Below are 14,939 nucleotides of genomic sequence, written 5' to 3' on the forward strand. Positions count from 1 at the left end.
AAAAAACAGCCTGAACCACAAAAAACAGAGAGAAAGACCATGAATTCATTACGTAAGCTCGCTGGCGCCACCACCCTTTGCCTGCTCGCCGGCAGCGCCTCCGCTGATACTGTGTTGGGCATCTATGCCGGTGCCGGAGTCTGGCAGGCCGACCTGAGTGGTGACGTGGGCAATTCCCTGCTCGACGTCGATCAGTTGGGCCTGGACGATGACAACGCCAACTTTGTCTACATCGCCCTGGAGCATCCGATCCCCGTGATCCCCAACCTGCGTCTGCAGCAGACGCGACTGGACACCAGTGGCACCGGCGAACTGGGGGCCGACTTTACCCTGGATGACGTGGCCTTCAGTGGAGGTACCGATGTACACAGCGAGCTGCAACTGGATCACACCGATGTAGTGCTCTACTACGAGCTGCTGGATAACTGGGTCAACCTGGACCTGGGCCTGAATGTGCGCAACTGGGATGGTGAACTCACTGTGATGGGTGGCGGCGAGAAAGAGTCCGTGGAACTCTCCGGCTGGCTGCCCATGCTCTACGCCAAGGCCCAGTTCGATCTGCCCACCACCGGCTGGTCACTGGCCGCCGAAGCCAGTGGTATCAGCTACAGCGGTGACGGCCTGCTGGACTATACTGTCAAGATTGCCTACGAATCAGACCTGATTCCCTTCCTGGGGCTGGGCCTGGAAGCAGGCTACCGCAGCATGACCCTGGACCTGGAAGAGCTGGACGATTTGCGTACCGACCTCGAGATTAAGGGCCCTTACGCCGCTGTGACCATGCACTTCTGATGGCCTGAAAGTTGATAGACTAAAGGCTATCCCTGCTGCGGCTGGGCCTCGGGCCCGGCCACAGCCTGCTTCCCTTCCTGCGGTTCCTGAGGCTCCTGCCGGACGCCCAGCCACACCCACAACGTAGCTCCTGCCGCCGCTACCGCGCTAATGGCAAATGCCAGCACCGGGCTGTGCTCCCACACCGCACCACTCACCAGCGCCCCCAGGCCACCGCCAGCTCCAAAACAGAGTGCCGAATAGAGAGCCTGCCCCTGCCCCTGCACCCGCCCCGGGAAGAAGCGCCGTACCCACTCAATGGAGACTGCATGTACCGCGCCAAAGGAAAAAGCGTGCAGCAGCTGCGTGACCACCAGCAACCACAGCAGATCCGCGTAGCAGCCCGTCAGCCACCAGCGTACCGCTGTCACTGCCAGGGCAAAGATCATCACCCGCCGCAGCCCAAAGCGCTGCAGCACCCGGTGCACCACCAGGAAAAAGACGATCTCCGCCAACACCCCCAGCGCCCACAGGCTGCCAATGGTAAAGCGCGGGTAGCCCAGCGCCTCAAGATAGACGCTGTAAAAGGTGTAGAAACTGCCAAAGCTGAATTGCAGCAATACGCCCGAGGCAAGGAAGCTCACCACCGGCCAGCGCCAGAGGTAACGACTGAACGGCTGCCTGACCTCCCGCGAGCTGTCCGCAGCGGGCGGCTGGTACACCAGCAGGGTCATCAGCCAGATAAGCGCCAGGAACAGCCACAGCATCAACGGGAACAGCCCCATGCCGGCGCGCTCAAACAACCACCCCAAACCCAGTACCGCGACGATAAAACCCACCGAGCCCCAGAGGCGGATGCGGCTGTAAAAATGGGTATGGCCATGCAGGTGGTTAAGGGTGATCACTTCAAACTGCGCCAGCACCGCGTTCCAGAAAAAGCTGAACAGCGCCACTACGGCGGCCACACTCCAGAAGCTCTGCTGCCAGAAGATAGCGCCAAAGGTGAGGCAGGCGAGTAAGGCACCAGTGCGGATCACCATCAGACGACGGCCGCTAACATCGCTGAGCCAGCCCCACACATTGGGGGCGATCACGCGGGTCACCATCAGCACAGCCGTGAGAGCGCCGATCTCAGCCGGGGTAAATTGCAGGTGCTGCAGGTAGAGGCCGAAGAATGGGGAGAGCGTCCCCACCACGGCAAAATAGAAGAAGTAAAAGCCCGACAGGCGCCAATAGGGAATCTCTCGCCAGATCATCACTCTACCGGCTGCCGGGTGGGGATCAGGCTTGAGGTGCCTGTGGCGGAATAACCGCAATATTGTGCTCAATACCGCCGTTCTGGCCGCGGTGACGCAGCAGGTGATCCATCAGCACCATGGCCATCATCGCCTCAGCAATAGGCGTGGCCCGGATACCGACGCAGGGGTCGTGACGGCCCTTGGTCACCACCTCAACCGCCTCACCCTGCACATTCACGCTGCGGCCAGGCAGGTGCAGGCTGGAGGTGGGCTTGAGTGCAATGCTGGCCACAATGTCCTGACCGGTGGAGATACCACCGAGGATGCCGCCGGCATGGTTGGAGAGAAAGCCCTCCGGCAGGATTTCGTCGCGGTGCTCGGTACCCTTCTGCTCAACGCAGTCAAAGCCGGCACCGATCTCTACGCCTTTCACGGCGTTGATGCTCATCAGCGCGTGGGCCAGGTCCGCATCCAGGCGATCAAAAATGGGCTCACCCAGGCCGGGTGGCAGGCCGGTGGCCACCACGGTGATCTTGGCACCGATGGAGTTGCCCTCTTTGTTAAGCGCCTGCATGTAGGCTTCCATCTCCGGCACTTTGCTGGCGTCGGGAGAGAAGAACGGGTTCTGGTCCACCTGACTCCAATCGACAGTATCAATTTTGATGGGGCCCAGCTGGGACAGGTAACCCTTTACCTCAACCCCCAGGGTCGCCTGCAGGTACTTCTTGGCAATGGCACCGGCAGCAACACGCATGGCGGTCTCGCGGGCGGAGGAGCGACCGCCACCGCGGTAATCCCGTACACCGTACTTCTGCATGTAGGTGTAGTCGGCGTGGGCCGGACGATAGAGGTCCTTGATGTTGGAATAATCCTTGGAGCGCTGGTCGGTGTTTTCAATCAGCAGGCCAATGGGAGTTCCCGTGGTCTTGCCCTCGAAAACACCGGAAAGAATCTTCACCTGGTCGTCTTCGCGACGCTGGGTGGTGTAGCGCGACTGACCGGGCTTGCGACGATCCAGGTCGTGCTGCAGGTCCTCTTCCGTCAGCGGCAGCCCGGGCGGGCAGCCGTCGACGATACAGCCGAGCGCCAGACCGTGACTCTCACCGAATGTGGTTACGGTAAACAGTTTGCCAAAGGTATTACCAGACATGGATCTTCTCTTTGCTCCGGCAATCGCCTACAGCGACAGCCGGGTGGATAAAAACAGAATGCAGTCAAAAATGACAATGGCGGCGATTATACGCACTTTATTGCAAATCTTCTCGCTGCAGCCGCAGCTGCTCCTCGGTCAGCACAAACACACCGTGACCACCGCTCTCAAACTCCAGCCAGGTAAAGCCCAAATCCGGGAACGCAGCCTCCAGCGCCGGCCAGCTGTTGCCCACCTCCACCACCAGCACACCGCCGGGATTGAGGTGGTCGGCGGCCTCACGCAACAGGCGACGGGTGAAATCAAGACCATCTTCGCCGCTGCCCAGCGCCAGCGCTGGCTCGGTGTGAAACTCCGCCGGCATCGCCGCCAGGTCCTCGGCGTTGACGTAAGGGGGGTTGCTGACAATCAGGTCAAAGCGTTCCCCCTGCAGATTGGCAAACAGGTCCGACTCCACGGCACTCACCTGGTCCTGCAAACGGTGCAGGGTGATGTTCTGCTCTGCCACCGCAATGGCTTCGGGTGAGATATCACTCAGCACCACTTCGGCATCGGTAAAGGTCGCCGCACAGGCGATACCGATACAACCGCTGCCAGTGCAGAGATCAAGGATGCGCAGCGGGTACTGCTGCAACCAGGGCTGGAACTCCTGGGCGATGGTTTCCGCCAGTGGAGAACGGGGCACCAGCACATGTTCATTGACGATAAACTCCAGCCCGGCAAAGGCGGCACGGCCGGTAATATAGGCGGCGGGCACCCGCTCGCGGATGCGGCGCTCGATCACCTCCACCAGGCGACGTCGCTCCGACGGCGTCAGGCGGGCATTGAGCAGGTCCGGGGAGCTCTCCCACGGCAGATGCAATGACGGCATCACCAGCAGCACCGCCTCATCCCAGGCATTGTCAGCACCGTGGCCGTAGAACAGGCCCTCCTCCTGGAAGCGACTGGTGGCCCAGCGCAGGTAATCCCGTAAGGTGTGGAGTTCCGCTACGATCACATTGACACTGTCGCTCACACTGTTTTCCTCTGCCAGATCCGGATGATGGCCGCTGCGACACCCGGTCAAGTGCGGCCACAATCCCGGCTGCGCCAGGTATCTGCCGGCGGCCGGGAGCGCAGAGTCTACCGCTTTCCGCCGAAATCACCAGCCCCTTCGGGGCGCCCTGTGGAGGGCAAAAAAGCTTTACCCGACCCCGACCATCGCTTAGGCTACCCCCCCTCAGGGGACCAGACACCCCATGCTGCCCTGCTTCAGCGTCTTTAGCATGTTGAACAACGCGGCTTATACTGGATTATGCCAATCCGTACTTCCTGTCCAACCCGTGCTGGTCGTCCACACATCCAAGGAATTCTCATGAAAGAGCACTATGCTGAAATTCTTCGCGCGATCGGCGAAGACCTCAACCGCCCCGGTCTGAAAGACACCCCGGCCCGCGCGGCCAAAGCCATGGAATTTCTCACCCGCGGTTACAACCAAACCATCGATGAAGTCGTCAACGATGCGCTGTTTCCGTCTGACTCCAGTGAGATGATCATCGTCAAGGACATTGAGCTCTACTCCATGTGCGAGCACCACCTGCTGCCGTTTATCGGCAAGGCCCACGTAGCCTACATTCCCACCGGCAAAGTCGTGGGCCTGTCCAAGGTTGCCCGTATTGTGGATATGTTTGCCCGTCGCCTGCAGATTCAGGAGCAGCTGACCGTGCAGATCGCCGAGACCGTCAAGCAGGTCACCGGCGCCGAAGGTGTTGGCGTTATTATTGAAGCCAAACACATGTGCATGATGATGCGCGGCGTTGAAAAGCAGAACTCGGTTATGAAAACCTCGGCCATGCTCGGTACTTTCCGGGACAACCAGGCCACCCGCACCGAGTTTTTGTCACTGATCCGCTGATCCATTGGTGACACCCCGGCGGGCCTGCTACGCACAGTGCCCGCCCTCGCTTCTGCCCCTCAAGGCAACTCCCCCGCAATCCTCCGCTTACATTTTCCCTGGCACGGGCAACAGGTGTCCCCTGCCACCTGCGTTCCCGCGGTTACGGACGGATGCGGGTCAGGTAAACCGCCTGCTTCTGCTTGCCTCGCAGCAAGTCCGGCAACACCCCTCCCAGACCAAACAGTTGTAGCCGATCTGCAGCTACCCCCTGGGAAACAAGTTGCGCGGAGACCTCTTCAGCCCGTGCCCTGGAGCGCTCCAGCTGCTGTGACAGCGGAGCCTCCTCGCTGTCGACACCAACAACGGCCAGGTGCCAACCCGGCTTGCGCGACATCAGCGTCGCGACAATTTTCAGCTGCTCCGCCAGTTGCTCACCCTCCGGCAACAGAAACGAGTGGCCCTGCTGCAGCTGCGCCTCTACCACCTCCGCGGAACTGATCAGCCCCAGACGCTCCGGGCTGCGGATAACGTCCAGGTGCACATAGTTGCGCCGATTGCCGCGCTGCACTGCGTAGAGAGCGACGTAATTCTGCATTTCACCCTGCTCGTCCTGCAGCGTAAAGGCGGCGTAACTCTGGTACTGGTCGAGGCCGTAGAGCTGCTTCACCATAAAGCGGCTGTTGGCCCAGGCATTGGAACTGCCGCAACGAAAGGCATCACAGCGGTAGAGCTCCTGCGCACCCTGCTGCAACAACTGCTTGCGGTAGTACTCGAACACCTCCTGGTAGCCGTAATGGCCCTCGACCTGATAGCTGTGGCGCTCCAGCTCGCCGGTGAGTCGATACTCCTTGTCCGCCACCCACTGGCCGTTAATCTTCTTCAGTCCACCAAGGGTAAACGGATAGTCATCCACCGCCCGCTGCTCTTCCACCAGCGACTGCAAGTGGGGGAACGGCGCCACCGGCAGCGCCTGCAAGGGCGCAGCAACAACGAGCATTGCCCCGCCCCAGAGCAGTCGCTGGCAGATGCGTCTGAAAGCCTGTTTTACCATGTCACTCTCCCTCTGCGGGCGTTTGTACGTTGCTGTGATCAGCACTCACTGACGCCTCGTTGTTGTCCATATTAACGCTGCTGGCGAAGAAACGGTTCAGTTCAGCGGCGATATCCCCTGCCTGCTCTTCCATATGGCAGTGATGCCCCCCGGCGATGTCATGGGTCTGGCAGTTTTCCCCAATCATGGCGCTGGCGTCGCTTCCGGACAGCGCACCCCGGGTGGCGCGAAACAGGCTCAACGGCGCCTGGACCCGCCCGGCAAAAGCCTGCAGGTGTTCCTGCGACAAGCGCACCGCTGACGCCGCCCGCAGCAAAGGATCGGCGCTCCAGCGATAGCCGCCGTCTACCGCATCGGTACCACGGGCTATCAACGCCTCGGCTGAGGCACGTGAGAGCGTCCAGACCCCCTCCATACGAGTCCTGATCATCTCTTCACGGGTCTCGTAGAGAGGCCAGCGCCGCCGGCGCCGGCAATCGCGGATGGAACGCGCCAACTGTTCCGGCGCTTCCTCTGCCGCCACAGGCTGGGGAAAGATGCCATCCAGCAACGCCAGGTGGGTAATGCGTTCCGGGAAGGTGCCCGCACACAGCATCGAAATAATGGCGCCCCGGGAGTGCCCCAGCAACGCAAACCGGCGCCACCCAAGCTGATCCGCCACGGCAAATACTTCACCCACATCCGGCCAGATATTGTAGGGCTGCAGATCGCTGCGGTGCTGGCTGCGACCATGACCCGCCATATCCAGAGCCACCACCCGGCAACCGGTCAGCAACGGTGCCAGACGATAGAAGCTGGCGCTGTTGTCCAGCCACCCGTGCAGGGCCAGTACCGGCAATCCATCCGGCGGGCCCCATACCTGGGCGGTCAGGGTAAGGTTGGGTAATTCGAAGGTGAGCTGTGACGGGACTGGGGTATTGCTATCGGTCATTATTCAGCCGGTAGCCCGCAAGGCTATCAGTGTGTAGGTGGAAAGCGGTTACGGTCAGGCAAGCCATCAGGGCTGACGCAGCCAGAGCAGGTCCGCACAGCCGCCGGCAACCACATCGGTTCGCAGCGCCGCCAGGGCACTGGTACCCATGACCTGTTGCCCACGAGGTAACCCGCAGAGCCAGTCCAGTAAGCCACCTACCAGCGGTTGGTGGCTCACCAGTAACAGCACGTCGTGTTCCGGGCTCTCGCTCCACAGCTCCGCAACAGTGGCCCGATTTGAGTCAGGGGTGAGTCGAGCATCGGTCAGAACCGGCAGCTGCAGGACATGGGCCGCAAGTTCCGCAGTCTGCTGCGCACGTACATAGGGACTGGCTACGATACGCGTCACCTGGCGCAGCTCAGGCAGACTCTGTTGCAGTATGGCTTCGGTCTGGGCACGACCACGATCGGTAAGTCGACGCTCGGCGTCGGTACTGGCAAAGGACTCGGCTTCACCGTGCCGCAGGATAAACAGCTGTCGGGCCATGTATCGCGCCTCCGCTAGTCGGTTTCCCCTTCCTCCGCAGGCCAGTCCTGAAAGGGATAAGGCTTGTCGTTACTGCCAAAACTCAGGAACTGCCAGCATTGGTAGATGTAAGTGGCCAGTGAAGCCGCAAAACGGCGCAGGTTGTCATTGCGCTCACCGCTGATCGCCACAAAGATAAACTGCACCAGCACCACGAGCCACATCAGTGCTGCCGCCAGCTGTACAAACAGCCCCACAATCAGCATAAAAACAAAGCGCATCCACAGCTCGGGCGACAGCAGGTTGTGTTTGGTTTGATCGTCCATTGATTCCATCCTTAAATTGCATCCGGGGTGCGACGCGATCGTGTGCACCCTGTGTGGTTAGTCATCCAGTTTACCGGAGTACTCTACATCGCTGTTGTGCTCGCCGGTCATCAGCTCCACAGCCACTTCCTGCAGCGGCTTGCCTTCAAACAGGATAGCGTACATGCCGGTAACCAGTGGCATATAGACGCCCAGCTCATCCGCCTTCTGCTTCACGATGCGCACGGTATTGACACCCTCCGCAACCTGGCCAATATCCTTCGCCGCCTGCTCTAGGGTCTTGCCGTTACCAATCGCCTGCCCGATACGGTAGTTGCGACTCAGGTCAGAGGTACAGGTCAGAATCAGGTCACCGACACCGGCCAGCCCCAGGAAGGTCATGGGATCCGCCCCCATCTGGCGGGCGAAACGGCCCATTTCGGCCAGACTGCGGGTGAGCAGCATGGCCTGGGTGTTATGACCTGCCCCAACGGCTGCGGCCAGGCCACAAACGATCGCGTAGATGTTTTTCAGTGCACCACCCAGCTCAACACCGTAGCGGTCGCGGTTGGCATAGACCCGGAAGGTGGGGGAATGCAGGATCTCCTGGATACAGTCGATCACCTCTTCATTTTCGCTGGCGATCACCGAACCGGTCTGGTGGCGCTGGACAATCTCCTTGGCGAAGTTGGGGCCACTGAGTACACCAATACGCGCGCCGGGCAGCTCCTGCTCCAGAATCTGGCTCATCAGCGTAAAGCCTTCCGGCTCAATGCCCTTGGTGGTGCTGATCACCATCACTCCCGGCTTCAGTAATCCCGCCACCTGACGGGTAACCGCCCGGAAGGATGAGCTGGGAATGGAGATAAACACCACGTCCGCCGCCACAACGGCCTGTTGCAGGTCAGAGGTCAGGACCAGGTGATCGTCAAGGAGGTATCCGGGCAGGTACTCGGGGTTCTCACGGCTGGCCTGGCAGCGGGCTGCCCGCTCGGCATCCCGCATCCACAAATAGGTGGTATGGCCGTTGGTGGCGATGATGTTGGCGATCGCGGTACCGAAACTGCCGCCGCCGAGGACGGCAATGGTTTTGTCACTGGACATGATAAATGCTTGGCTCATTACTCCACAGCGGGAGCGGTTTGCGACATGTCACCATTATAGAGAGGCCCATGCGGCGACACAAAAGAAAAGCGGCCAGGGTTAGCTGGCCGCTCTGTGGCTCGGATCAATCCGGGGCGGGAATCAGTGACTCAGCTCCAGCAACAGCTTATTGAGGCGGGAGACGTAGCTGGCCGGATCCTCCAGGGTACCGCCCTCTGCCAGCTGGGCCTGGTCGAAGAGGATATTGGCCAGATCGGCAAAACGCTCTTCATCAGGCTCCTGATCCAGCTTGGTCACCAACGGGTGTCCGGGGTTGAGTTCCAGCACCGGCTTGGAATCCGGCAACTGCTGGCCTGCCTGCTCCAGGATACGGCGCATCTGCGCGCCCATGTCGTGTTCGCCAACCACCAGACAGGCCGGAGATTCCGTCAGGCGACCGGTAACACGCACCTCTTCCACGCGCTCGGCCAGCACATCCTTGACGCGCTTGACCAGGTCTTCGTGCTGTCTGGCGCTCTCCTCCTGGGCTTTCTTGTCTTCTTCGGTGTCCAGCTCGCCGAGATCCATCTGGCCCTTGCCCACATCCTGGAATGCCTTCTCCTTGTACTCCACCAGGTGGCTCATCAGCCACTCGTCAACGCGATCGGAGAGCAGCAGCACCTCGATACCCTTCTTGCGCAGGGCTTCCAGGTGCGGGCTGTTTTTGGCGGTATTGAAGGTTTCAGCAGCAACGTAGTAGATCTTGGTCTGGCCTTCCTTCATGCGCTCAATGTACTCATCCAGCGACTGGTCCTGATCGGCCATGTCGGTGTGGGTGGTAGCAAAGCGCAGCAGCGAGGCGATCTTTTCACGGTTGGCAAAATCTTCCGCAGGCCCTTCTTTAAGTACCTGGCCGAACTCCTGCCAGAATTTGGCGTACTGTTCCGGCTCGTTCTTCGCCAGCTTGGAAAGCATATCCAGCGCGCGCTTGGTCAGGGCCGTGCGCATGGCGTCAATGTTCGGGTCTTTCTGCAGGATTTCCCGGGAGACGTTGAGGGAGAGATCGTTGGAGTCCACCACGCCCTTGATAAAGCGCAGGTAGAGCGGCAGGAACTGCTCCGCGTCATCCATGATAAAGGTGCGCTGTACATAGAGCTTCACACCGCGGGAGGCATCGCGATTGTAGAGATCAAAGGGTGCACGGCCTGGCAGGTACAGCAGGCTGGTGTAGTCCAGCTTGCCTTCCACGCGGTTGTGACTCCAGGTCAGGGGATCTTCAAAGTCGTGGCCGATGTGCTTGTAAAACTCCTTGTACTCGTCGTCACTGACTTCCGAGCGGGAGCGGGTCCACAGAGCCGTAGCGGTGTTGATGGTCTCATCCTGGGGCTCTTCGCCCTCTTCACCCTGACTCTCTTTCTGCATGATCACCGGCAGGGAAATGTGATCGGAGTACTTCTTGATCACGGAACGCAGGCGCCAGCCATCGGCAAACTCTTCGGCATCGCTCTTCAGGTGCAACACGATGGTAGTACCACGGGTGGCTTTCTCCACGGTTTCCACCGTGAACTCCGCCTCACCGGTACACTCCCAGTGCACACCGTCGGCAGCGGCAGCACCGGCTTTACGGGTAAACACTTCAACCCGGTCAGCAACAATAAACGCCGAGTAGAAGCCCACACCAAACTGGCCGATCAGCTGGGAATCCTTGCGCTGGTCACCGGACATATTCTGCAGGAACTGGGCTGTACCGGACTTGGCGATGGTGCCGAGGTTTTCCACCACCTCGTCACGGGTCATACCGATACCGTTATCGATGATGGTGATGGTTTTGGCGTCCTTATCAAACCCGATACGAATCGCCAGTTCGGCATCATCCTCATACAGGCTGGAATCTGCCAGTGCCTGAAAACGCAGTTTGTCGGCCGCATCCGATGCATTGGAAACCAGCTCACGCAGGAAAATTTCCCGGTTGGAATAGAGCGAGTGAATCATCAAATGCAAAAGTTGTTTGGCTTCCGTCTGAAAGCCGCGGGTTTCTTTGTGCGCTTCCACAGTCATGTCGCAAGAGCTCCTGAAGTGTTCGTGGTCAATATTATGTGCACTTGTAGATGGGGCTGGTTTGGGGGATTTCAAGGGGCCCGGCAACAGAGTGCCGGGCACGGGGAGAAGATTGGCTGTGATACAGCCTAATCCAGCAAAAATTGAACACTGGCTTTGGCGATGTGGATTTTTTCGTCCTCCTGCCAGGCCTGAATACTCACATTGACCATTTTGCGGCCAAAGCGCTCCACTTCGCAGCGGGCATAGGTATCCATAAAGCGCCCGGGTCGGATATAGCTGATGGAGAAGCCAATCACCTTCGGCACCCGCAGCACATCCATAATCATCATGGTATGGGCAATGGCGGCCATCTCCATAAAGCCACCCACGGCTCCGCCATGCAGCGCCGGTAGCGTGGGGTTGCCGATATTGGATTTGCTGGGCGGCAGGTGAAACAGGCTCACCGACTGTGCCTGCATACCCAGCAGACGGGCATAGGGGATGGCCTCCAGCAACAGGTTAGGATCATTCTGCGCCTGGGCACGACGGGTAGCGTCACCTAGTTCACTCATGACTCTCCCTCCCCTGAGCGGGCCGCCTGACGCACGTTGTCACCAAACTCGCCAAAAACACCGGGCTCCAACTGGGCAAAATTGCCCACTGCCTGGGCCACCGGCCGGCTGGGATCGCCCTGGTGAGCCACAGCCCGGGTAAACAATACATGGCGGGTCACGTGATAGACCTCCCCCACCGCAATGACAGGCTTGTGCGGTTCCGCGGGGCGCAGGTAGTCAATACGCAGGTCAATAGTCGGGGTGACCGCCAGGGTTTCCAGCAGCGTTGAGGCCGAAAAACCACAGCAGGTATCCAGCAAGGTGGTGATCACCCCGCCGTGGATAACACCGCTGACCGGGTTACCCACCAGTGACTCCTGATAATCAATCTGCAACGTCACACTGCCCCGCTGCACGTCAGTGACACGAATCCCCAAGGTTTCAAAATGATCACCGCGCCCCGGCATATCCAGCACACGCGCCAGCTGGCGAAACTCTTCCAGGTCCACAGCCATGGCAGGCCCTCCTATAGCAACAAACCGCTGGATCATAGCGCAGATGGCGCGGCCTCGCATGGTCTGCTGGGCGATCTCCCCGCGACATGCTATAACTGCGCGAGTTTGTACGACATTGTATTTTACGACAGCAAGGACAGTCCGATGAAATTCCGGCCCACCCTGATCGCACTCGCGGGCGCCGCCCTGTTAAGCGGCTGCCAGAGCAACCTTACCGATGACACCGTCGCCTCCATGAGCACCTGTGACAAGGTCAGCGCCCTGATCTCACAGCACAGCTCCGGCTTCGAGCAAATTCGCAAAAACCCGCGCCCCGGCAATCGCATGACCGTCTGGGACGTACGCTACGACATGGTTGGCAAGAACTGCCAGGTATGGGATTGGGGCAATAACCAGAGCAGTTACATGTGCAATCTCTCGTTTCCCGACCAGGAGAGTGCCATGGAGGTCTACAACAAAGGCAAACAGACAGCCGCCACCTGCCTGGGCGACGGCTGGCAGCTGACGGAAGAGCCGCGCAAGCTGGCCAATGGTGTACGGGCGGTTTACCACAAAGCCGGCAGCAACACCGCCCTGGCCATTCACGCCATCGAAACCAAGGGTGTGTTCAAAGAGGAGTGGTCCGTGTACTACTTCGTCGGCAATCCGAACGACAGTCTGTAAGCTCCTGCCACCGCAAACGACGTCCTGTAATCGCTGCCACCGTGATTACAGGACATAAAAAAGGGCTGCAATTGCAGCCCTTTTTCATCACTTCAGAAAAAACCAGCCTTACCAGCCGGTCAGCTCTTTCAGTGCATCGCCGATGCCGGCCAGGGAGCGAACGGTTTTCACACCGGCGTCTTCCAGGGCAGCAAATTTCTCGTCGGCAGTACCTTTACCACCGGAGATGATGGCGCCGGCGTGGCCCATACGCTTGCCGGGAGGTGCAGTTACACCGGCAATGTAGGAAACCACTGGCTTGGTCACGTTGGCTTTGATGTAAGCCGCGGCTTCTTCTTCAGCGGAACCACCGATCTCACCAATCATAACGATCGCTTCGGTCTGTGGATCTTTCTCGAACATTTCCAGAATGTCGATGAAGTTGGAGCCCGGGATCGGGTCACCACCAATACCAACACAGGTAGACTGGCCGAAACCGTAGTCAGTGGTCTGCTTAACGGCTTCGTAAGTCAGGGTGCCGGAACGGGAAACGATACCGACTTTACCTGGCAGGTGAATGTGACCTGGCATGATGCCGATCTTGCACTCGCCGGGAGTGATAACGCCCGGACAGTTTGGACCGATCAGGCGTACGCCCAGCTCGTCACACTTCACTTTACACTCCAGCATATCCATTACAGGGATGTGCTCGGTGATACATACGATCAGCTTGATACCACCGTTGGCTGCTTCCAGGATGGAATCCTTACAGAAAGGAGCCGGTACGTAGATTACGGAAGCTTCGGCGCCAGTGGCGGCAACCGCTTCAGCAACAGTGTTGAAAACCGGCAGGCCCAGGTGAGTAGTGCCACCTTTGCCCGGAGTTACACCGCCAACCATTTTGGTACCGTAAGCAATCGCTTGCTCGGAGTGGAAAGTACCTTGACCACCAGTGAAGCCCTGGCAGATTACTTTGGTGTCTTTGTTAATCAGAATACTCATTGTGCTTGTCCCCTATTAACCTTGCGCCGCTTTAACAACTTGCTCTGCAGCGTCGGTCAGACTGGTTGCAGCAATGATGTTGAGACCGCTTTCGGCCAGTACTTTGGCACCCAGGTCGGCGTTGTTACCTTCAAGGCGAACAACAACCGGAATCTTAACGCCCACTTCTTCAACAGCGCCGATTACACCTTCTGCAATCAGGTCGCAGCGAACGATACCACCGAAGATGTTGATCAGAACGGCTTTAACATTGTCGTCAGCCAGGATGATCTTGAAGGCTTCGATAACGCGCTCTTTGGTTGCACCGCCACCTACGTCAAGGAAGTTGGCTGGCTTGCCGCCGTGCAGGTTAACAATGTCCATGGTACCCATGGCCAGACCAGCACCGTTTACCATGCAGCCGATGTTGCCATCGAGAGCTACGTAGTTCAGGTCCCACTGGGCAGCGTGAGCTTCACGAGCGTCTTCCTGGGAAGGATCGTGCATCTCTTTCAGCTCAGGGTGACGGTACATGGCGTTGCCGTCGATAACCACTTTGGCGTCCAGGCAGTGCAGGTTGCCGGCGTCGGTGATAACCAGTGGGTTGATTTCCAGCAGAGCCAGGTCTTTTTCCTGGAACATTTTCGCCAGACCCATGAAGATCTTGACGAACTGGTTGATCTGAGGACCTTCCAGACCCAGCTGGAATGCCAGCTCGCGGCCCTGGTAAGGCTGGGCACCGGTCAGGGGATCAACAGTCGCTTTCAGGATCTTTTCAGGAGTCTCTTCAGCAACTTTCTCGATCTCTACACCACCTTCGGTAGAGGCCATGAAAACGATGCGACGGCTGGAGCGGTCTACCACAGCGCCGAGGTACAGTTCGTTGGCGATGTCGGTGCAGGATTCAACCAGAATGCGGCTGACAGGCTGACCTTTTTCGTCTGTCTGATAGGTCACCAGACGGTTGCCCAGCCACTTCTTGGAGAACTCTTCGATTTCAGCTTTGGAGCTGACCAGCTTTACACCGCCAGCCTTACCACGGCCACCAGCGTGTACCTGGGCTTTAACAACCCACTTGTCACCACCAATTTGGTCGGCAGCAGCGGCAGCTTCGGCTACGGTCTCGGCCGCAATACCCTGAGATACTGGCAGGCCGTATTCGCGGAACAGCTGCTTGCCTTGATATTCATGCAAGTTCATGTCTACTTTCCATCCACTCGCGCTCTAGGCGCTCTATCGTTTTTAATAAAGAAGCCCGGGTGAGGCACAGACTTCTGGTTTGAAGCCAGCCTGCG

Annotated in this window: 16 protein-coding genes; 3 read left to right on the forward strand and 13 right to left on the reverse strand. The window is 59.0% G+C overall.

Annotated elements, in window-relative coordinates:
* The first annotated feature begins 39 nt into the window (after positions 1–39).
* Positions 40–792, forward strand: a complete 753-nt coding sequence (locus GSF27_RS05130) for a TIGR04219 family outer membrane beta-barrel protein (RefSeq protein WP_160966350.1) — start codon at positions 40–42, stop codon at positions 790–792.
* A 26-nt stretch (positions 793–818) separates the two neighbouring features.
* Here GSF27_RS05130 and GSF27_RS05135 read toward each other — a convergent pair whose 3' ends face one another.
* The 3 genes from GSF27_RS05135 to prmB form a co-directional block, all read right to left on the reverse strand.
* Positions 819–2,027 (reverse strand): MFS transporter, encoded by a 1,209-nt coding sequence (locus GSF27_RS05135; protein ID WP_160966352.1) that lies wholly within the window; start codon positions 2,025–2,027, stop codon positions 819–821.
* A 25-nt stretch (positions 2,028–2,052) separates the two neighbouring features.
* Complete coding sequence (gene aroC / locus GSF27_RS05140) at positions 2,053–3,159, reverse strand: chorismate synthase (protein ID WP_160966354.1); 1,107 nt, start codon at positions 3,157–3,159, stop codon at positions 2,053–2,055.
* A gap of 97 nt (positions 3,160–3,256) precedes the next feature.
* Positions 3,257–4,174: a 50S ribosomal protein L3 N(5)-glutamine methyltransferase gene (gene prmB, locus GSF27_RS05145; RefSeq protein WP_370462565.1), complete on the reverse strand. Its 918-nt coding sequence runs from the start codon at positions 4,172–4,174 to the stop codon at positions 3,257–3,259.
* A 339-nt stretch (positions 4,175–4,513) separates the two neighbouring features.
* On the opposite strand from prmB, the gene folE reads away from it, so the two are divergent.
* Positions 4,514–5,053, forward strand: coding sequence for a GTP cyclohydrolase I FolE (folE, locus tag GSF27_RS05150; RefSeq protein ID WP_160966356.1), 540 nt, complete (start codon positions 4,514–4,516; stop codon positions 5,051–5,053).
* A gap of 142 nt (positions 5,054–5,195) precedes the next feature.
* On the opposite strand, the gene GSF27_RS05155 is transcribed toward folE, so the two are convergent.
* The 8 genes from GSF27_RS05155 to GSF27_RS05190 form a co-directional block, all read right to left on the reverse strand.
* Complete coding sequence (locus GSF27_RS05155) at positions 5,196–6,086, reverse strand: DUF4892 domain-containing protein (protein WP_160966358.1); 891 nt, start codon at positions 6,084–6,086, stop codon at positions 5,196–5,198.
* Between the two features lies 1 nt (position 6,087).
* Positions 6,088–7,017: an alpha/beta fold hydrolase gene (locus GSF27_RS05160; RefSeq protein WP_160966360.1), complete on the reverse strand. Its 930-nt coding sequence runs from the start codon at positions 7,015–7,017 to the stop codon at positions 6,088–6,090.
* 66 nt (positions 7,018–7,083) lie between these two features.
* On the reverse strand, positions 7,084–7,545 hold the full coding sequence (gene sixA / locus GSF27_RS05165; protein ID WP_160966362.1) for a phosphohistidine phosphatase SixA: 462 nt from the start codon (positions 7,543–7,545) through the stop codon (positions 7,084–7,086).
* A 14-nt stretch (positions 7,546–7,559) separates the two neighbouring features.
* Positions 7,560–7,850 (reverse strand): DUF4389 domain-containing protein, encoded by a 291-nt coding sequence (locus GSF27_RS05170; RefSeq protein WP_160966364.1) that lies wholly within the window; start codon positions 7,848–7,850, stop codon positions 7,560–7,562.
* A 57-nt stretch (positions 7,851–7,907) separates the two neighbouring features.
* On the reverse strand, positions 7,908–8,933 hold the full coding sequence (locus tag GSF27_RS05175; protein WP_160966365.1) for an NAD(P)H-dependent glycerol-3-phosphate dehydrogenase: 1,026 nt from the start codon (positions 8,931–8,933) through the stop codon (positions 7,908–7,910).
* Between the two features lie 141 nt (positions 8,934–9,074).
* Complete coding sequence (gene htpG, locus GSF27_RS05180) at positions 9,075–10,970, reverse strand: molecular chaperone HtpG (RefSeq protein WP_160966366.1); 1,896 nt, start codon at positions 10,968–10,970, stop codon at positions 9,075–9,077.
* 128 nt (positions 10,971–11,098) lie between these two features.
* Complete coding sequence (locus GSF27_RS05185; protein ID WP_160966367.1) at positions 11,099–11,524, reverse strand: PaaI family thioesterase; 426 nt, start codon at positions 11,522–11,524, stop codon at positions 11,099–11,101.
* Entirely contained in the window at positions 11,521–12,021 is a 501-nt protein-coding gene (locus GSF27_RS05190; RefSeq protein ID WP_160966368.1) for a PaaI family thioesterase, read from the reverse strand. The genes GSF27_RS05185 and GSF27_RS05190 overlap by 4 nt, the downstream gene beginning before the upstream one ends.
* A gap of 144 nt (positions 12,022–12,165) precedes the next feature.
* On the opposite strand from GSF27_RS05190, the gene GSF27_RS05195 reads away from it, so the two are divergent.
* Positions 12,166–12,684, forward strand: a complete 519-nt coding sequence (locus GSF27_RS05195) for a hypothetical protein (RefSeq protein WP_160966369.1) — start codon at positions 12,166–12,168, stop codon at positions 12,682–12,684.
* A 108-nt stretch (positions 12,685–12,792) separates the two neighbouring features.
* Here the strand turns inward: GSF27_RS05195 and sucD are convergent, their stop codons facing one another.
* Positions 12,793–13,665: a succinate--CoA ligase subunit alpha gene (sucD, locus tag GSF27_RS05200; RefSeq protein WP_160966370.1), complete on the reverse strand. Its 873-nt coding sequence runs from the start codon at positions 13,663–13,665 to the stop codon at positions 12,793–12,795.
* A 15-nt stretch (positions 13,666–13,680) separates the two neighbouring features.
* Positions 13,681–14,844, reverse strand: coding sequence for an ADP-forming succinate--CoA ligase subunit beta (gene sucC / locus GSF27_RS05205; RefSeq protein ID WP_160966371.1), 1,164 nt, complete (start codon positions 14,842–14,844; stop codon positions 13,681–13,683).
* Positions 14,845–14,939 lie beyond the last annotated feature (95 nt).

The sequence above is a fragment of the Pseudomaricurvus sp. HS19 genome (assembly GCF_009857815.1).
Classification (GTDB): Bacteria; Pseudomonadota; Gammaproteobacteria; order Pseudomonadales; family Cellvibrionaceae; genus Pseudomaricurvus.